Raw genomic sequence first — 19,951 nt, 5'->3', positions numbered from 1 at the left:
AGAGACAGGCATGACCTTTCTCTCGATCCTAAAAAGGATCATGCCCGCCAAAGTTCTTTCACTTGTCCATCTGTATATACTTTATACACTTTTTCATATTGCTTATTCATTGATTGACAGGCAATCAAAAAGTATTTTCCATCCCCGTCAAACTCAAGATCTCCTAATGCTTTCAAAGATACTGATTCTGTCTGTCCTAATTTATTCGTCAAAAAACGAACAGCTTGGGCCGGAGTCAATAAATAGTTTTTCATTAACAACCAGTCGATCACGATTGGTACGATTGTATTTGCTTGACATTCATTTTTTTGTTTAAGTGCAAAAATTAATTCTCCATCAGAAAAGCGGCTTTCTTCAATACCGGCTTCGCAAAGTTCTTTTCGTGCATGCTCAATTTCCGCCATCGAAACAAAAGTGATCATCTCTGCTTTGCTTCTTGTTTCTTCAATCACTTCTGTATGAAATGCTTTGATTCCTTCCAATTTTTACGCCCCCTTTCAAAATTCTAAAGTTATCATACCACCTCAAATGAGAACAATCAATTAATACGCTCGTTATTTTCTAATCATTTTCAAATAATAAAAAAATGCAAAAAAAGAAAGAAAACGTTATCCCAAAGAGGGTTTTAACGAATTCTTTCTTTTTTATCTTTTGTGTTTCTGAACGTTTATTAAAATTTTATCATTTCCGTGATGAGAATTGTTTGCGGATTAGATGTTTTTCCAAGATAATCTGCTAAAAATGTACGCCGATCAAATTCGGACAATCCTTCCATCGATGACCCATTCTGCTCAGTGAGAAACGCAGGATCAACAACAGGAAGATCAAAACGCTGTTCTGACTGAAGAATATTTCCTTCTAGGAGGGATGTCAGAAAAATACTTGGCCGGATTTTTCGCTGTTTTGCCACCCGTTCAAAGATGACACTGATTTGATCCAAGTAATAGGCCTCATCAACATCCCCTAGCAAATACAAAAGCTTCTGATAGATTGGCAATGACAGTAGTTGTCGATTTGCTGCAAAAAAAGCGGGAATCGTTGTCGGCCATTTTTCTTGGGAAAGAGAAATAAGCTGGAAAGACTCATGGATTAGCCGATAAATGAATCCTTGTACCACTCCTTCCTCACAAGCATAGAAAAAGCGTTGGTCACTCATGAGTTCCGCTTGTAAAATGAACGCCAACTGTTCTGAAATTATCGTATTAGGTAGTTGCCAACGTTCACGACTCTTCTGCTGATCTTGTGTGGAATAGATAGAAAATGCCACTTGATAGCGACGATCCTTTCGGTTAATGATCCCAGCATCGATCAACTGATCAAGTATTTTTTCAAAATTTTTCTCTGGAAAATTTTGTTTTAATTCTCTTAAGATTGGTGGTTTTTGTTGTTTTTTCAAGAAAAGAATCAGTTTTAAGAACAACTCTGAATCAATAATTTTCTGAATTCCTTGATAATGACTACTATAAAAAAATTCCATGTCTTTCGCTCTCTTTCCATTCCCACTAGAAGGGCCGTCTTCCCATTCAAAAATAGCCGGACAATCTTAAGCTTCCCTGCTAGCCAAAAACCTTTCATTATTACAGTGAAAGGACTGCAGTTGCTGATTGTCCGACAAATTCAAATGTTCATCTTTTTTGCCCGTATTATCCTGTCAGCTATTAGTTATTAAAGCTTTCAGTTAATTGCGGCACAACTTGTTTTTTACGAGAAACAACCCCAGGTAAGAATGCACGATTTGCTGTCAAGACAACGTTAAACGCCGCTTCAACCGGTGCAGTTGGCTCTCCAATCACTAGCAATTCAGAATTGCTGTTCAAAATATCAGTAACGACTAATAAGTACAAGTCATAGCCTTTTGCCTGATTTTCGGCCTTCATTGCTGTTTCTAGCTCTTCTTGGCGGCTAAACACTTCATTCAAATCCACTGTATTTACTTGACCGATACGAATGTTTTTTCCACCCATCGGAAAACTTTTTGCATCTAGATCCAACAACTCAGCAGCCGTTTTGGTTGTTAAATTTGTTCCAGCTTTCAACATATCCAGACCATACGCATCTAAATCCACATTAGCAATTGCTGCTAACTCTTTTGCAGCGGCGATATCTTCCTCAGTACATGTAGGTGACTTGAACAACAATGTATCTGAAACGATCGCTGACAACATGATTCCGGCAATAGCTGCGGGAATCTCTACATTTGCCTCACGGTATAATTTCAACACGATCGTACTCGTACAGCCAACAGGTTCTGCACGGTAGTAGAGAGGGTTTGCAGTTTCAAAATTGGCGATACGATGATGGTCAACTACAGCTAAAATGGCAGCTTCTGCTATCCCTTCTGCACTTTGTTGAAACTCATTATGATCCACAAGCATCACTTCTGAACCAGCCTCAATCTGCTCAATCACACGCGGGGCTTCAAGTTCAAAATGAGACAAAGCAAATTGCGTTTCTTCGTTTGGTGTTCCCAGAGCAACTGCTTCGGTATCTTTTCCTAATTGCTTTTGCAAGTGCGCAAAAGCAATTGCTGCTCCAATAGCATCTGTATCAGGATTTTGGTGTCCAAATACTAATATTTTCGACATAATGATCGCTCCTAATTCATTCATTTTCCACTTTCTAATGATAGCAAAAAATAGGAAAGAATCAATAGTTATCTTCTTTACGCTTGTTAACGGGTAAGATAACCTTTATAGTCATCGACATGAAGCAACTCTTTTGCATTTTTCACGCGATCTTGTGTTGGCGGCTCAATTCCTTCCAGTGGATACTTCAGCCCTAATTCATCCCATTTATATTTACCCATTGTGTGATAAGGTAAAATCTCTACTTTATCTACATTATTCAACGTCTTGATAAACGCATCTAAACGGATCAAAAACTCATCATAATCACTTCTGAATGGCACCAGCACGTGACGGATCCAGACTGGCTTATTGATTTCTGAAAGGTATTTTGCCATTTCTAAGATGTTGTCGTTGGATTGTGTGGTCAGCTTCTTATGAGCATCATTATCAATATGCTTGATATCAAATAATAGTAAATCAGTGACAGTCATCAACTCTTGAAATTTGCTAAAAAAAGGTTCTTCCCGAGTAAAAGGTTTTCCGCACGTATCTAAGGTGGTGTTCACCCCTGCAGCTTTGGCTTTCCGGAAAAGATCGATCAAGAAGTCCAACTGAAGCAATGGTTCTCCGCCACTAACAGTCAGCCCACCTTTTTCTCCCCAAAATTCTCGATATTTGAGTGCTTCTTCCAGTACGTCATCTGTCGTCCGTTCGATACCGGCACCGATTTTCCAAGTATCTGGATTATGACAAAACTCACAACGCATCCGGCATCCTTGCATAAAGACAATAAAACGAATACCTGGTCCGTCCACTGATCCGAAACTTTCTGTTGAATGAATATGTCCTGTTACTGACATGTTGCTCTTCCTTTCTTGAAGAAACTAAAAATAAAGTTGCATCGTTTTATTCCATTGATTCCTCGCCCGTACTCGCAGTGAGGCAATAGTTTGATGAACAAACTACGCTTGTCATCATCTGCTCTGCTTCGCAGTCGCAGTGATTCATAACAATAGCGGCGGAATGTTCCATCCGCCGCCTTTTTTTTGCTATTACATTGCTTCGTGCATGGTACGAGCGATAACGTCATCTTGTTGTTCTTTTGTCAACTTGATGAAGTTAACTGCATAACCTGATACACGAATTGTTAATTGTGGGTATTTTTCTGGATGCGCTTGTGCATCAAGCAATGTGTCGCGGTTGAATACATTGATATTCAAGTGGTGACCACCTTTTGCTGCATAACCATCCAACATAGTTGCTAGGTTTTCTTGCTGTGTTTCGTCGTCACGTCCTAATGCTTTAGGTACGATTGAGAATGTATTTGAAATACCATCTAATGAATAGTCATATGGCAATTTCGCAACAGATGAAAGACTAGCCAACGCACCGTGTGTATCGCGGCCGTGCATTGGGTTCGCACCTGGGGCAAATGGCGCACCAGCGCGGCGTCCGTCAGGAGTGTTCCCTGTTTTCTTACCATAAACGACGTTTGAAGTGATCGTTAAGATCGATGTTGTATGTTTTGAGTTACGGTAAGTTTTTGTGCGTTTTACTTTCTTCATGAAAGTTTTCAATAGGTTAACAGCAATATCGTCTACGCGATCATCGTTGTTTCCATATTTAGGATAGTCGCCTTCGATTTCGTAATCTTCAACGATGCCGTTTTCGTCACGAATTGTGCGGACTTTCGCATATTTGATAGCAGATAATGAGTCAACTGCTACAGAGAATCCAGCGATACCAGTAGCCATCGTACGCAAGATATCTGTATCTTGTAAGGCCATTTCAATTCGTTCATAAGAATATTTATCATGCATGTAGTGGATAATGTTCAATGTATTGACATACAAATCACAAATCCAGTCCATCATTGTGTCATATTTTTCCATTACTTCATTGTAATCAAGATATTCTGAAGTGATTGGTTGGAATTTAGGTCCCACTTGCGCTTTTGATTTTTCGTCGACCCCGCCATTGATTGCATACAACAACGTTTTCGCCAAGTTCGCACGAGCCCCGAAGAATTGCATTTGTTTACCAATGCGCATAGCAGATACACAACATGCGATTCCATAGTCATCGCCCCAATGTCCACGCATTACATCATCGTTTTCATATTGGATTGCTGATGTTTGGATAGACATTTTCGCACAGAATGTTTTGAAGTTGTGTGGCAAGCGTGTTGACCACAAAACAGTCAAGTTTGGTTCTGGAGCTGGTCCCAAGTTTGCTAGTGTGTGCAAGAAACGGAAGCTGTTTTTAGTTACCATGTGGCGTCCGTCTTCACCCATCCCGGCGATTGATTCTGTAACCCATGTTGGGTCACCAGAGAATAATGCATTGTATTCAGGTGTACGAGCAAATTTCACTAGACGAAGTTTCATTACGAAATGGTCAACGATTTCTTGTGCTTCTTCTTCTGTGATCACGCCATTTTTAAGGTCGCGTTCTACATAGATATCCAAGAAAGTTGACGTACGTCCTAGAGACATTGCTGCTCCGTTTTGTTCTTTGATGGCTGCTAGATAGCCTAAATATAACCATTGGAATGCTTCTCTTGCAGTTTGTGCAGGTTGAGAAATATCAAACCCGTAGATTGTACCAAGTTCTTTCAATTCGCTTAATGCGCGAATTTGTTCACTTAATTCTTCACGTTGGCGAATGATATCGTCTGACATCGTGCCATTGCCGCAATACAACAAGTCTTGTTGTTTTTCTTTGATCAAGTAATCCACACCATACAATGCTACGCGACGGTAGTCACCGATGATACGACCACGACCATAAGCATCAGGAAGTCCAGTGATAACACCAGAACGGCGTGCAGCTCTGATTTCAGGAGTGTACGCATCAAATACACCTTGGTTGTGTGTTTTACGGTAGTCACGGAAGATGTGAGAAACTTCAGAATCAATTTCATACCCATAAGATTCTGCTGATTGTTCTGACATTCGGATACCGCCGAACGGTTGCAAGCTGCGTTTGAAAGGTTTGTCTGTTTGGAACCCGACAACTGTTTCTAACTCTTTGTTCAAATAGCCCGGGCCGTGAGAAGTAATCGTTGAAACGATTTTAGTATCCATGTCTAAAACGCCGCCAGCGTCACGTTCTTGCTTGTTCAAGTCCATAACTTGATCCCAAAGCTTTGTAGTTGCTTCAGTTGGGCCAGCTAAAAATTCGTCTGTTCCGTCATAAGGTGTGTAGTTTTCTTGGATGAAGTCGCGTACGTTAACTTCTTCTTTCCAAGTTTTTCCTTTAAATCCATTCCATTGTTCCATTTGATGGACCTCCTTAAATTTTCTGTTCACTAAGTGTAACAGCTTTACGTGAATAGTATAACACAAAGCGTTTGCATTGCAAGCATTTACAAGAATTATTTTTAACAAAATTAGCTATTAAAACATAAAACGCAACGAAACAGCTTTTAAATCAACGTTTTTTAAATGTGAATTTTTTATTAAAGTCCATTTTTTGAAAATGTGAAAAATTAATTATATAGAAAAAAACACGCGTCTGTATTGGTACAGATGCGTGTTTTACATTTAACTTATAGTACAGAATCTTCTTGAATCGCAGGATCAATCACTCGAGCAACTTCATGGATCAAGCCACCGGATTTTTCATCGGTAACAAAGGACCCATTCGATGTCCGGTCATTGATTGGGATTTGATTCGTCTCGATCTCGATCATTTGCCCCTTTTGAGTAGTCAAAATCAGGGATTGGTTTTCACCGCTTCCCATATAAACAATCCGATGAGGATTTTTCTTTAACTCTCTGAGAACCATCAGTCCTCGTTTCGCTCGTCCTAACTGACTGATTTCTTGAGCCAGCATTCGTTTGACCGCCCCTCGCTGAGTGACCATGATTACAGGCGTATCTCCTTCCGAGTAAACCAATAATCCATTGACGATCTGATCATCTTCTTTAAGATTCATCGCTTTGACTCCAGCAGCTTTTGGTCCTACAACAGGCACTTCGGCTAATGGATAGCGTAGGCCAAAAGCACGATAACTAACTAGAAAGACATCCAACGGCTCATTTTGATCCGCTAAATACACGTTGACAAGTTCATCGGCCTCATCTTTTAGTTTCATCATAGTCAATGGCCGACTCTTGTACGTACGCCAAGGTTCAAATTCTGTCATTCTTGTTTGTTTAATCATACCGTTTTTGCTAATCAGCACGAAATTCTTTTGCGGATCAAGTTCTTGATAGGTGAATACAGCTAAAATGGTTTCTTCGGTCGCTAGATTCATTACCGTTTGCGAAATATGTTCCCCTAGATCTTTCCATTTGAGATCCGGCAACTCATGAATGGGGCGATAAATGACGTTCCCTTTATTGGTCACCAGCAACAAATGATCCAATGTGCTTGCTTGCCCGCTATAAAGCAGTGCATCGCCTTCTTTCATGCCTAACTCTTCTGGCTTAGAAGCGCCATAAGACCGCAAGCTGCTGCGTTTGACATAGCCATCTGTCGTAACAGTTACCACAACATCTTCTTGGGCGACAAGTACTTGGGTCTCGATTTTGATTTCTTGGATCTCTGCTTCAATCTCGGTCATCCGATCAGAGTGGTATTTCTTCTTGATTTCTCTTAGCTCTTTTTTGATGACTTTTAATAATTCCGTTTCTTCATTCAAAATTTTCGTCAATTCGCGAATCGTTTCAGCTAATTCTTGGGCTTCTGCCTGTAATTGCGTGATATCTGTATTAGTCAAGCGATACAATTGCAATGTTACAATGGCTTCTGCCTGTTCTTCTGTAAACCCATGCTGAACGACCAGATTATTTTTTGCATCTTTTTTGTCTTTACTGCTGCGGATTGTCGCGATCACTTCATCGAGGATCGAAAGAGCCTTCATCAACCCATCAACGATGTGCTGACGTTTCTGCGCTTTCTTCAGCTCATAGCGGCTCCGCTTAGCAATGACTTCCCGACGGTGTTTCACATAACTTTCTAAGATATGTTTCAACCCGACTTGCTGCGGCCGCATTTCATCGATGGCTACCATGTTGAAATTGTAGTTGATTTGCAGTTCCGTATTTTTAAATAGATAGTTCAAAATTCCTTGAGCATTGGCATCTTTTTTCAGCTCAACCACAATTTGCAAACCGGTACGGTCCGTTTCGTCCCGGACCTCGGCAATCCCATCGATTTTTTTGTTTAAACGAATCTCATCCATTTTTTTGACCAGATTCGCTTTATTGACTTCGTAAGGAATCTCATTGATGACAATTTGCTGTTTGCCGCCTTTGATATCTTCGATTCTAGTCTTTGAACGTAAGATCACTTTCCCGCGACCTGTTTCATATGCCTTCTTGATTTCTTCTTTTCCTTGTAAGATGCCGCCAGTTGGGAAATCTGGACCTGGAATGAATTCCATCAATTTATCCAATGAGGCGTTCGGGTGATCAATCAAATAAATCGTTCCGTCAATGACTTCACTTAAATTGTGTGTGGGAATTTCAGTTGCATAACCGGCAGAGATCCCTGTCGACCCGTTGACCAGCAGATTGGGATATTTTGCTGGCAAAACAGTTGGTTCCTTTTCGGTATCGTCAAAATTCCAAACTAACTCAACGGTATCTTTTTCAATATCCTTCAATAATTCTCCGCTTAATTCAGACAAACGGGCTTCTGTATAACGCATAGCTGCTGGCGGATCACCATCCATACTCCCGTTATTCCCGTGCATTTCGATCAGGATTTGTCTTAATTTCCAGTCTTGACTCATACGGACCATGGCTTCATAAATACTGGAATCTCCATGGGGATGAAAATTCCCCATGATATTCCCTACAGATTTTGCGGACTTACGAAATCCTTTGTCATAAGTATTTCCATCTTGATTCATGGCAAACAAAATTCGTCGCTGAACGGGCTTTAGGCCATCTCGAATATCCGGTAATGCCCGTTCTTGGATAATATATTTAGAGTATCTGCCGAAACGGTCCCCCATCACTTCTTCTAATGTTAATTCTTGTATATTATTTTTATGTTCCAAGAGATCCCCTCCTAATCCTCAGACAAGCTGATTGCTGAAATTTGCTCAGCTTCTTGTAATTTTTCTTCGACCAATCCAGGGATCGTCTCTTCTTTTTTCTCTAAAATACTGCCGTCTTCTTCCAAGCTGAATTGGACATGGCTTTCGATCCATTTCCGCCGCGGTTCTACTTTATCACCCATCAATGTAGTAACCCGTCGTTCCGCTTGTGCCGCATCATCGATTCGAACACGGATCAATGTTCTTGTTTCTGGGTCCATCGTTGTCTCCCAAAGTTGATCTGCATTCATCTCACCTAACCCTTTGTACCGCTGCAGCATATAGCCTTTACCAATTTTTTTGGTCACCGCGTTTAATTCGTCATCTGTCCAGGCATATTCAACTACGGCTTTTTTGCCTAGGCCTTTTGAAACTTTGTACAAAGGCGGCAATGCAATATAAACTTTGCCAGCTTCGATCAATGGTTTCATATAGCGATAAAAGAAGGTCAGCAACAAGACTTGGATATGAGCACCATCTGTATCTGCATCGGTCATGATGATCACTTTGTCATAATTGCAGTCTTCGATCGAAAATTCTGGACCGACACCTGCGCCGATCGTGTAGATCATAGTATTGATTTCTTCATTTTTCAAAATGTCTTGCATTTTGGCTTTTTCGGTATTGATGACTTTTCCACGTAACGGAAGAATTGCTTGAAACTTACGGTCTCGGCCTTGTTTGGCTGATCCACCAGCCGAGTCTCCTTCGACTAAGTACAACTCATTTTTTTTCGGATTACGAGACTGGGCTGGTGTCAATTTTCCAGATAACAACGATTCGCCCTTTTTGCGTTTTTTCCCACTGCGGCTTTCTTCTCGTGCTTTCCGAGCAGCTTCCCGCGCTTCCCGAGCCTTGATGGCTTTACGGACAAGCATTTGGCTCATCTCGCTATTTTCTTGCAAGTAATAACCCAGTTGTTCACCAATCACATTGTCTACCGCATTTCGTGCGATCGGCGTTCCTAGTTTTTCTTTTGTTTGACCTTCAAATTGAAGCAGATTCTCTGGTACCCGAATCGACAGAACTGCCGCTAAACCTTCCCGAAAATCACTGCCTTCCAGATTTTTGTCCTTTTCTTTCAGCAGGCCGACCTTTCGAGCATATTCATTGAAAGCTTTAGTCATAGAGATCTTCATTCCCACTTCATGGGTACCGCCGTCTTTCGTACGCACGTTATTTACAAATGATAGGACATTTTCGGAATACCCATCATTATATTGGAAAGCAACTTCCACTTCGATTGCTTCTTTTGTGCCAGAAAAATACACAACAGGCGTCAATGTATCTTTTTCTTCGTTTAAATAATCAACAAACTCTTTGATTCCTTCTTCAAATAAAAAGACCTCTTGCTGCAATTCAGCCCGCTCATCTGTTAGGGTGATTTTCACTCCTCTTAATAAGAAAGCTGATTCTCGCAATCGTTCTGCTAACGTGTCATAAGAAAATTTCGTTGTTGTAAAAATCGTGTCATCCGGCTTGAAACGTACGGTTGTTCCAGTTGCTTTCCGCGTCTTTCCGATTTTTTTCAATGTACCGTCAGGTTTGCCACCATCTTTGAATTTCTCTTGGTATTCGATACCATCTCGTACGATAGAAACTTCTAGCCAGCTTGATAGCGCATTTACGACACTGGCACCCACTCCGTGGAGTCCGCCTGATGTCTTATAGCCCCCTTGGCCGAATTTGCCGCCAGCATGCAGTACAGTAAAGATGACTTCGACTGTTGGGATTCCTGAAGCATGCATTCCCACCGGCATTCCACGACCATTGTCTCGCACACTGATACTATTGTCTTTGTGGATAGTGACATCAATTTCATTCCCGAATCCTGATAGTGCTTCGTCGACCGCATTATCAACGATTTCGTAGACCAAATGGTGCAAGCCTCGGCCGTCAGTCGATCCGATATACATACCAGGTCGCTTTCTCACTGCCTCCAAGCCTTCTAGGACTTGTATCGAGGCATCATTATACTCTGTGGTTTTCTTTGCCAAAGCCACCGCTCCTTTAACTAAATTAAGTGGGTTTCCGCGGAAACCCAACATGAATGATTCGCAAAAAAAATCTTAACATAAAATCGGCTTTTTTCAAGCGAACATTTTTCTAAACTATCTTATCCTTTTTCCTACCGTTCGACAAGGCAAAGTCACTTTTAGCTTTTGGATGATCCATCTATCATTGCTCGTTTATCCATAGCTTCAGTATTTTCTTATTGTTGCTGCGACGGTTTCATGCTAAAATTGCTCTAGACTTTCAAGGAAAGTGGGTTATCATGAAGACGATTCTGTTACTATTTATTGCTTATTTGCTCGGTTCGATTCCCTCTGGTGTCTGGATCGGTCAGCTATTCTTCAAAAAAGACATTCGCCAATTTGGCAGCGGGAATACAGGAACTACGAATACCTTTCGTGTTCTTGGCAAATCAGCTGGCGTCATTGTTTTATTGATGGATATTCTGAAAGGTACCTTGGCTACTTGTTTGCCGGCGATCTTTTCAGTCACAACAATCAATCCTCTTTGGTTTGGTGTTTGTGCTATTCTAGGTCACACGTTTCCAATTTTTGCCAAGTTCAAAGGCGGGAAAGCGGTGGCGACCAGCGCAGGCATGCTTTTAGGCTACAATCCAATTTTCTTCATTTATTCAGCACTTATTTTTGTGATTTGTTTGTTCATAACCAGCATGGTCAGCCTGACAAGTATGATTGCAGCCTGCTTGATCACTTTGTCGACAATCCTAGTGCCTTATGTCGCACCAATGATTTTACCAAAACAAAATTGGTTATTGACGTGTATCGCAATTGGTGTCACCTGTTTTATTTTTATCCGTCATCGTGAAAATATCAAGCGGATCAAAGACGGCACAGAGAGCCGTATCTCTTTTGGTCTTAATAAAAAAGAATAGGAGAAGCTGGGAAAAGTCATTCATGACTTTCGTCCCAGCTTCTTTTTTTCTTATTCACATAGGCTTACTTAACTGTGATCGAATATTTCGTTTCAAATTGCTCGTTGGCTGCCAAGCGTTGGATTCCTGTTTTTTCATGTAGTTCGCCACTAGTCTCTAAGGTATCTGCAATACCTACCCATGGCTCAATACATAAAAAAGGAGATTCTACTGGATAAGTCGTCCAAAAGCCAACGTAAGGCATATTATTATAGCTCAATGTCACACTGTGAGGAGATTTTTCACTGCGGATCGAAAATGAATTCAACCCTTTCGTTTCATAAATCAAGGCATCGTTCTTAAACATCTCATGAGTCAACCGTAGATCAGTGTTCGTTTGTCCCAATGTCCGCTGCTCCAGATCGATATAATTGCCTACCAACGGCAATTTTACACGAGATTTCTTAGGTGAGAATGTGAGATAAAAATCTTCAAATACATTATCCTCTCCTAACGGTACATTGAATGCAGGATGACCACCGATAGAGAAGAACATGTCTTCCTGACTATCATTTACGACTTGATACTTGACTACAAGACCGTCTCCACCTAATTCGTAACTAACAAACAACTGAAAATCAAAGGGATAGTTGCTCTTTGTCTCCTCACTGCTAGCTAGTAGTAAACGAACATAATCTACTTTGTGCTCCACGACTTCAAACATCATGTCTCGAGCAAAACCATGCCGTGGCAGATGATACGTTTCACCTTTGTAGCGGTATTGATTGTCCTTCAACGCACCCACTATCGGAAATAAGATTGGTGCATGCTTTCCCCAATGTGCAGGATCAGCTTGCCAAATATATTCTAAGTTGGTATTCACATCAATCAAACTTTGCAGTTCGGCTCCTTTTTCGGCAATTGTTGCCTGCAAATGCCCTGCGCTGATCGTAACTGTCATATCGCCATCTCCTAATATTGATGTTTGTTCAATTCCTCTTTGAAACGACTATTCAACACTTTTAAATACGTTCCTTTCATTCCCAAGGAACGTGACTCAATAATACCTGCTGATTCCAGTTTGCGCAATGCATTTACAATAACAGAACGTGTAATACCGATTCGATCCGCAATACTAGAAGCGGTCAAACGTCCTTCATCCCCTTCTAATGCTTCAAAAATCGCTTGGACAGCTTTCAATTCGCTGTATGACAGTGTATTGATCGCCATTTGTACGGCAGTCGCACTACGAACGTCTTCTTCGATATTGCGGGATTTTTGATAAAGAAACTGCATGCCAACTACAGTTGCACTGTATTCTGCTAAGACTAGATCATCGTCATCGAACGTTTTTTCAATCCGAGACAAAATGATCGTGCCCAACCGTTCGCCTGCACCATAAATGGGCACGATTGTTGTTAAACCATTCGGATATAACTCCCGCATCTCAATAGGAAAAGCAGTCATATCGTTGCTGATGGGAACATTTGCTTCTGTCGAAGATAAATTATCTACTAAACTTGTATAATTTTTAGGAAACTGTTTTTCTACAAACATCTTTTTGATACGTTCATTGTTGACATCATGCGTCTCAACGAATCCCAAAACACTACCGTCACTACTGATAATATAAGCATTGCTATCGAGTATGTCACCTAAAATAACCGCCATTTTATCATAAGGCAAATCAGATGCCAGATTGAAGGTATTTTTTTGTTGCAGTAATTCATTGATTTGTCGTGTCTTTTCTAAAAGTGTTTTCATTGGTTCTCTCCCTTTATAAAATATACCGGCTTAGGTCTTCATCTTTGGCAATAGAAGCAAGTTTGTCTTCAACGTACGCTTCTGTAATAGTGATTTCTCCCATTTGCATGTCGGATGCTTCAAACAATAAGTCTTCAAGTAACTTTTCTAGAATTGTGTGTAAGCGACGGGCGCCAATGTTATCTGTATCGCGATTCACTTGAAAGGCAATTTCCGCAATTTTTTGGATTGCTTCCAGCGTAAAAGTGACTGTCACATTCTCTGTTCCCAACAAGGCAATATACTGCTTGATCAAAGCATTGTTTGGCTCCGTCAGGATCTTGACAAAGTCTTCTTTCGTTAAATCATCAAGTTCTACACGAATCGGGAAGCGTCCTTGTAATTCAGGGATCAAATCACTTGGTTTTGACAAATGAAAGGCACCTGAAGCAATGAATAGGATATGGTCGGTTTGTAAAGGGCCGTATTTCGTGTTGACTTGTGACCCTTCCACGATCGGTAAAATATCCCGTTGCACACCTTCACGAGAAACTTCGCCTGATTGTTGCGATTTTGATGTGATCTTATCGATTTCATCAAGGAAGATGATCCCGCTAGATTCGGCTAAACGCAATGCCGCACTATGGATATCCGCATCATTCACTAATTTTGAAGATTCCTCTTGGATCAATAATTCTCGAGCTTCTTTTACCGTTACTGTCCGTTCGATTTTCTTTTGCGGTTTCAATGCACCTAATGTTTCATTCAAATCGATCCCCATTTGTTCCAATCCATTGTTCATCATTGGTGACTGTGTTTTTGGTTCATCCACCTGGATCGTTACTTCACGATTGTCCAATAAGCCTTTTTCTAATTGCTCATAAATGGCTTGACGGTTGCTGCGGATTTCGTCCGTCAGTTCTTCTTTTGGTTCTTCTGCCTGCTGCCCAGGATTGAACATATTCATCATTTGTTCATATGGATTCGCAGATTTCTTTTGCTCTTTTTTGATTCCAGGTACCAGTACTTTAACCAGTCGACGATTGGCTTTCTTTTCTGCCTGCAGCCGAACGTTTTTGTATTGCTCTTTTTTTACGATCTGGATGGCATTTTCCACAAGATCCCGAATCATTGATTCCACGTCACGTCCGACATAACCGACTTCGGTGAACTTAGTTGCTTCTAATTTAACGAAAGGCGCATCAACGATCTTCGCTAATCGACGAGCAATTTCTGTTTTTCCGACACCAGTCGGTCCGATCATTAAAATATTCTTCGGCGTCACATCTTGCTGCATTTTCTCATCCAACTGGAGACGACGGTAGCGATTACGTAAAGCTACTGCAACAGATTTCTTGGCACTAGTTTGGCCAACAATGTATTGATCTAATTCTTTGACGATTTCTTTTGGTGATATATTTTGATTTGTCATAGCTTCATCCCTCTTTAAAACTCTTCAACAATAATGTTGTGATTGGTAAAGACACAAATATCAGCGGCGATATTCAATGCTCCTTCAGCAATTTCTTTTGCAGAAAGATCACCGCCGTAACGTTTCATCGCTCTGGCTGCAGCGAGTGCATAATTGCCGCCAGAACCGATAGCCAAAATCCCTTCATCGGGTGAAATGACTTCTCCTGTCCCAGAAACCAAGAGCATTTCTTCCTGATTCATCACGATCAGCATTGCTTCTAGTTTCTGCATCGATTGCTGTGTCCGCCATTCTTGCGCTAACTCAACAGCAGCACGTTGTAAGTTGCCGTTGTATTCATTGAGTTTTCCTTCAAATTTTTCTTCCAGTGTGAAAGCATCTGCCACACTTCCAGCAAATCCAACTACGACTTCACCGTTATAGATTCGGCGTACTTTGCGTGCCGTCCCCTTCATGACGACTTGTTCTCCCATTGTTACTTGACCATCTCCGGCCATTGCGAATTTGCCATCTTTTTCAACAGCACAAATCGTTGTTGAATGAAAAGGTGATTTCATAATTCTTTCCTCCTGTCGCCAATTTTTAAGCTCTTGGATGAAATTGGCGGTAATTTTTTTGCAAGCTATCTTTTGTGACATGGGCATAGATCTGCGTCGTAGATAAGTTGGCATGGCCTAACAATTCTTGAACGGTCCGCATATCAGCCCCGTGATTTAATAAGTGAGTGGCAAATGTGTGCCTCAACATGTGGGGGTGGATCTTGCTGTCCAAACTACTTTTGCGAATGATTTGATTCAACACATACTCAATCCCCGTCGCTGTGATTCCGTCACCTAAATGATTGACGAAAACAATCTCATGCCGTTTGTGGTGTTTCTCCATCAACTGTTGGCGTCCAGCTGAGACATAGTCTCGCAACGCTTCTTGCGCATAGCTGCCAAAAGGAACATAACGATCCTTGTTTCCTTTCCCATGGATCAACAATACACCATTCTCCCAATCAACGTCTGACAAGGTCAGGTTGCTGCATTCGCTGACCCGCAGTCCGGATCCATACAGGATCTCCAACAAAGCTCGATTTCGTTGCTGCAAAGGTTCGTGCCCTTTTACACTTTCAAAAAGTGCCTCCATTTCTTTTTCATAAAAAAAACGCGGTAATTTTGCGTTCTTTTTCTTTAAGTGAATATAAGCGAATGGATTTTCTTTAATGACTTCGTGTTTCGTTAAAAAGTGATAGAACGACCGCAAACTGGCCATTTTACGGCTGATCGAATTGCGACTGTAATTGCGCTCATTCAAAAAACTAAGGTATACTCTGACGTCACGGTGATCAATGGCAAGAAAGTCTTCATTGCCAGACTCTTTTAAAAAACGAAAGAAATCCTCCATGTCTTCTTGGTAAGCAGACTTGGTCTTATCAGAATAGCCTCGTTCAACAATTAGATAACGAAAAAAATCATTTTGAAGTTCGTTCTCCGGCAAACTAATCCCCCATTTCATGACTCGAAATAACTGTATCATAGAGTTTTAAAAAAAACAAACGAATTGTCAGAATTTAACCAATATTTCAAAGTTTAGACATAATTATGAAAATTCTTTAAGGGAGAATTTAGAAAAGATCCGCAGGTTTCTCGAAGCTTTTTTTGATTGTTATGATTTACACGAAAACTTGCGAAGGATTTGCCCCAAATTCAACTTGGCATATGCTTTGCCTACAGTAGCTTCTCACTGTGAACTAAGTAGAACTTGCGTTCCACTCTTTCCAGAGTCAGCCGTAGAAAATTCTATCAAGGTTGCTACCCTCGCTTTGCTCGCCGCTGCTCATCATCAACTCTGCCTTGCTTCGCAAGCCACTCGTTGTGATTCGCAGCAAAAACGCACTCGTTTGAGTGCGTTGTTTGGGTTATTCGATTGGTTGGGTGTCATTGTCTGTGTTTGGTTGATTTTCTACTGGCTTTTGGCTTTCGATGGCTGCTACTAACTCTTTGTTTCCTTGTTTAGTAGACATGGTTTGATTAATGAGATTGACTAAATCGAGGCCAGTTGTTTCTTTGATAGTATCAAATGTCCGTGCCAAGCCGGCTTCTCCCATGTCGTGGAGTCCGTCGTTGCCTCCAAAGCTGACCACTTTATCGATGTTGCTAAGTGGCGCATTAACTTCTTTGGCAATTTCAGGCAATACTTTGATGAATTCCATCAAAATACCTGCTTCATTCAGTTTAGTTAAAGCAATCGCCATTTTTTCGCGACTTTCGGCTTCTGCTTGACCGACTTTAGCGATTCTTTCAGCATCTGCCGAACCGAGTTTTTCGATTCTCTCTGCTTCTGCTTGGGCAGCTAGTTTCACTTTTTCAGCCTCTGCTTGGGCACGAGCAATTTCTCTTGCTTTATCTGCCAAGGCATTTTGTTCTACAACATATTTATCGGCTTCTGCTTTTTTACGGACTGTAGCATTCAATTCTTTTTCCGTCAGTTCAGCTTGCTTTTCTTGGATCTCGATGTTCTTTTCTTGTTCGATCAATTGGACTTTCATTTTTTCGCCCACAGCAATCTGTTCTGCTTTAGCATCTGCTACTTCCCGTTCTTGTTTGTATTGTGCTTGTTTCAATGCCATATCTTTCGTTGCTTCTGCGATTTCCGTTTGGCGACGAATTTCCTCGTGCTGTGCCAACTGTTCATTTTCGGCTTGCTTGATTCGTGTTTCTCTTAATGCATTTGATTCTGCAACTTCTGCATTCTTCTTCACTTCAGCAATCTGCGGTCGTCCTAAGGCATCTAAGTAGCCGTTACTGTCACTAACATCTTTGATCGTAAATGAAACGATCTCTAATCCCATTTTTTTCAAGTCGGTAGATGCGACTTCTTGCACTTGTTCCGCAAAATCATCTCGATTTTTGTAAATTGCTTCAACGGTCATTGTCCCTAGAATCGCCCGCAAGTGGCCTTCCAGTACTTCTTGTGCTTCATCTTCCAACTCGCCGGTTGATTTGCCTAAGTATTGTTCGGCAGCTGTTTTGATCGATTCCGTACTGTTACCAACTTTAACTAAAACCGTCGCGCTTGCTTTGATCGGTACCCCTTGTTCGGTATAAACTTCTGGTGTGCCAATTTCAAGTTTATGCGTCAGTAAACTCAATTTATGTGCTTTTTGAACAATTGGGATCACGAATGTTCCGCTATTTTTTAAAATCTTGATGCCTTCTTTACCTAAAAATGACCCCGTTACGATCAACGCTTCATCTGGCTTGCCGATTCGGTAACGAATCATTAAAAATGCGATCAATAACACGACTAAAACGATGATCCATAAAATTGGATTACTTAAAAAATCTAATGCATTCCCTGTATCTAACATTTTCCAACACTCCCTATTCAATAAAATTGTGGTTTTCTACCACTAAAGCAATACCTTTTTTGTCAAAATCAACAATAATCACTTTGGTTCCGACTGGTAATTCTCGCTTTTCCCGAATATCCTCTTCTTTATAGAACTTTGCCGGATAAACAGAACGCGCTGTCTTACTGCCAATCTCCATCACTTCACCGAGGGTATTTCCGACGATCTTTTCTGTCAATTCACCAATCAAAAAATCTTCATGACCAAGAACATTGCTGCGATTTTTATCTGTCAAGCGATTGAAAAGCCACATAAACGGGCCTAGCAACAAACTGAAAAGCAGAAAAAAGGCAAATATCAAAACAAATAGTACAATCAGCCAGCCCACTATTTGAATATAAGATGGAAACTGCTGCAGATACTCTTGAAGCAATGTGACCCATTCCCCAATCACGATCGTCACCACCTTCGCTATTGTTACTGTTAATCATATGATAACCGCTACCAAGTTTCAAGACAATTCAAAAAAAAACTTTCTCAACAATTTCTCGTGAGAAAGTTTTCGACAATTAATTTGCAACTGTTTCTTTGGCAGCCTCTAAAGCTGTAAGCGCACGATTAGCCAATGCCTCATAACGGGATTTTTTATCTTTGATTCGTTCGGGCAGTTCAGGAAGCAAGCCAAAATTGGCATTCATTGGTTGGAAATGTTTGCCTTCTGCATGCGTAATGTAATACGCCATGCTGCCGATTGTTGTTTCCTGCGGAAAGATGATTGGTTCTTCCCCTTTTGCAAGTTTTGCTGCATTGATTCCAGCTACTAGACCGCTAGCCGCACTTTCAACATACCCTTCTACTCCTGTCATTTGACCAGCAAAAAACAAGTCATCACGTTTGCGAGATTGATAGGTTTGTTGCAGAAGTTCTGGCGAGTTCATGAAACTATTCCGATGCATTACACCATAGCGGACAAATTCAGCTTGCTCTAATCCAGGGATCATCCGAAAGACCCGTTTTTGTTCTCCCCATTTTAGATGCGTTTGGAAACCTACAATGTTGTACAACGAGGCAGCAGCGTTATCTTGACGCAATTGGATCACTGCATAAGGCCGTTTGCCTGTCTTAGGATCTTCCAAACCAACAGGTTTCATTGGTCCAAACAACATCGTCTTTGGACCACGAGAGGCCATCACTTCAATTGGCATACAGCCTTCAAAGAATTTCTCTTTTTCAAACTCTTTCAAAGGAGCGACTTCGGCATTTACCAAGGCTTCACGAAAGGCATAAAATTCTTCTTCGTTCATCGGGCAATTCAGGTATGCTGCTTCTCCTTTGTCGTATCGTGATTTCAAGTAAACTTTATCCATATCAATAGTTGATTTATCAATGATTGGCGCTGCGGCATCATAGAAATAGAAGCCTTCCGACCCATTGAATGCTTGAATCGCCTTGGATAACGGTTCTGAAGTCAATGGTCCAGTAGCGATTACCGTAATTCCTTCTGGGATTTCGGTGATCTCTTCTTCGATCACTGTTACCAACGGATGTTCTTTCACCCGCTTTGTAACTAATTCAGAAAAATCGTCCCGATCAACTGCTAGTGCACCACCAGCCGGAACCGCTGTCTGATCGGCCGAAGAGATAATAACCGAATTCAAGCGGCGCATTTCTTCTTTCAAAACACCTACTGCATTGGTTAAATTGTTTCCTCTAAGAGAATTTGTACAAACAAGTTCCGCAAAATTATTCGTATGATGGGCTTCTGTCGTTTTCTTAGGACGCATTTCATACAAATTGACAGCCACTCCTGCCTCAGCGGCTTGCCAAGCAGCTTCGCTTCCTGCTAATCCAGCACCAATTACATTGATTTTTTTCATACTTCGTCTCCTTTATAGTAAAAGAGTCTGTGCCAAAAGTCATCAAAACAAAAAATAAC

Annotated in this window: 16 protein-coding genes; 1 reads left to right on the top strand and 15 read right to left on the bottom strand. The window is 41.1% G+C overall.

Features of this window, described 5'->3' with window-relative positions; genetic code table 11:
- Nucleotides 1–38 precede the first annotated feature (38 nt).
- The 7 genes from IGJ28_RS09060 to parE all read right to left on the bottom strand — a co-directional run bounded on the left by IGJ28_RS09060 (nt 39) and on the right by parE (nt 10,616).
- Complete coding sequence (locus IGJ28_RS09060) at nt 39–482, bottom strand: hypothetical protein (RefSeq protein ID WP_103299922.1); 444 nt, start codon at nt 480–482, stop codon at nt 39–41.
- Between the two features lie 188 nt (nt 483–670).
- Nucleotides 671–1,477 carry a DUF1803 domain-containing protein gene (locus IGJ28_RS09055; protein WP_252711830.1) on the bottom strand — a complete coding sequence of 269 codons (807 nt, stop codon included), beginning with the start codon at nt 1,475–1,477 and terminating at the stop codon, nt 671–673.
- Nucleotides 1,478–1,658: 181 nt separating this feature from the next.
- Nucleotides 1,659–2,585, bottom strand: coding sequence for a manganese-dependent inorganic pyrophosphatase (locus IGJ28_RS09050; protein WP_438845334.1), 927 nt, complete (start codon nt 2,583–2,585; stop codon nt 1,659–1,661).
- Between the two features lie 86 nt (nt 2,586–2,671).
- Nucleotides 2,672–3,427, bottom strand: a complete 756-nt coding sequence (gene pflA / locus IGJ28_RS09045) for a pyruvate formate-lyase-activating protein (RefSeq protein WP_003126995.1) — start codon at nt 3,425–3,427, stop codon at nt 2,672–2,674.
- A 192-nt stretch (nt 3,428–3,619) separates the two neighbouring features.
- Nucleotides 3,620–5,848 carry a formate C-acetyltransferase gene (pflB, locus tag IGJ28_RS09040; RefSeq protein WP_003126991.1) on the bottom strand — a complete coding sequence of 743 codons (2,229 nt, stop codon included), beginning with the start codon at nt 5,846–5,848 and terminating at the stop codon, nt 3,620–3,622.
- Nucleotides 5,849–6,117: 269 nt separating this feature from the next.
- Nucleotides 6,118–8,580: a DNA topoisomerase IV subunit A gene (gene parC, locus IGJ28_RS09035; RefSeq protein ID WP_003126989.1), complete on the bottom strand. Its 2,463-nt coding sequence runs from the start codon at nt 8,578–8,580 to the stop codon at nt 6,118–6,120.
- Nucleotides 8,581–8,591: 11 nt separating this feature from the next.
- Complete coding sequence (gene parE / locus IGJ28_RS09030; protein WP_003126988.1) at nt 8,592–10,616, bottom strand: DNA topoisomerase IV subunit B; 2,025 nt, start codon at nt 10,614–10,616, stop codon at nt 8,592–8,594.
- Nucleotides 10,617–10,894: 278 nt separating this feature from the next.
- Here parE and plsY point away from each other — a divergent pair, with 278 nt between their 5' ends.
- A complete protein-coding gene (plsY, locus tag IGJ28_RS09025; protein WP_438845333.1) occupies nt 10,895–11,524 on the top strand; it encodes a glycerol-3-phosphate 1-O-acyltransferase PlsY in 630 nt (209 codons plus the stop codon).
- A 64-nt stretch (nt 11,525–11,588) separates the two neighbouring features.
- On the opposite strand, the gene IGJ28_RS09020 is transcribed toward plsY, so the two are convergent.
- The 8 genes from IGJ28_RS09020 to trmFO all read right to left on the bottom strand — a co-directional run bounded on the left by IGJ28_RS09020 (nt 11,589) and on the right by trmFO (nt 19,892).
- Nucleotides 11,589–12,464 (bottom strand): aldose 1-epimerase family protein, encoded by an 876-nt coding sequence (locus tag IGJ28_RS09020; RefSeq protein ID WP_113849898.1) that lies wholly within the window; start codon nt 12,462–12,464, stop codon nt 11,589–11,591.
- Nucleotides 12,465–12,475: 11 nt separating this feature from the next.
- Nucleotides 12,476–13,267, bottom strand: coding sequence for a GTP-sensing pleiotropic transcriptional regulator CodY (gene codY / locus IGJ28_RS09015; protein WP_003126985.1), 792 nt, complete (start codon nt 13,265–13,267; stop codon nt 12,476–12,478).
- A gap of 13 nt (nt 13,268–13,280) precedes the next feature.
- The gene (gene hslU, locus IGJ28_RS09010) at nt 13,281–14,678 is read right to left on the bottom strand and encodes an ATP-dependent protease ATPase subunit HslU (RefSeq protein WP_005472293.1); all 1,398 of its coding nucleotides are present in this window, start codon (nt 14,676–14,678) and stop codon (nt 13,281–13,283) included.
- 14 nt (nt 14,679–14,692) lie between these two features.
- Nucleotides 14,693–15,235 (bottom strand): ATP-dependent protease subunit HslV, encoded by a 543-nt coding sequence (gene hslV, locus IGJ28_RS09005; RefSeq protein WP_003126982.1) that lies wholly within the window; start codon nt 15,233–15,235, stop codon nt 14,693–14,695.
- Between the two features lie 25 nt (nt 15,236–15,260).
- Nucleotides 15,261–16,178, bottom strand: a complete 918-nt coding sequence (gene xerC, locus IGJ28_RS09000) for a tyrosine recombinase XerC (RefSeq protein WP_005472287.1) — start codon at nt 16,176–16,178, stop codon at nt 15,261–15,263.
- A gap of 403 nt (nt 16,179–16,581) precedes the next feature.
- Entirely contained in the window at nt 16,582–18,033 is a 1,452-nt protein-coding gene (locus IGJ28_RS08995; RefSeq protein ID WP_113849899.1) for a flotillin family protein, read from the bottom strand.
- A gap of 13 nt (nt 18,034–18,046) precedes the next feature.
- Entirely contained in the window at nt 18,047–18,472 is a 426-nt protein-coding gene (locus tag IGJ28_RS08990) for a hypothetical protein (RefSeq protein ID WP_252711894.1), read from the bottom strand.
- Between the two features lie 112 nt (nt 18,473–18,584).
- Nucleotides 18,585–19,892: an FADH(2)-oxidizing methylenetetrahydrofolate--tRNA-(uracil(54)-C(5))-methyltransferase TrmFO gene (gene trmFO, locus IGJ28_RS08985; RefSeq protein ID WP_003126978.1), complete on the bottom strand. Its 1,308-nt coding sequence runs from the start codon at nt 19,890–19,892 to the stop codon at nt 18,585–18,587.
- Nucleotides 19,893–19,951: the final 59 nt, after the last annotated feature.

Origin of the sequence: Enterococcus sp. AZ091, assembly GCF_051714805.1 — a bacterium.
In the GTDB taxonomy this organism is placed as follows: Bacteria; Bacillota; Bacilli; order Lactobacillales; family Enterococcaceae; genus Enterococcus_D; species Enterococcus_D gallinarum.
The sequence above is the reverse complement of the archived record's forward strand: the minus strand, read 5'-3'. Positions and strand labels throughout refer to the sequence as shown.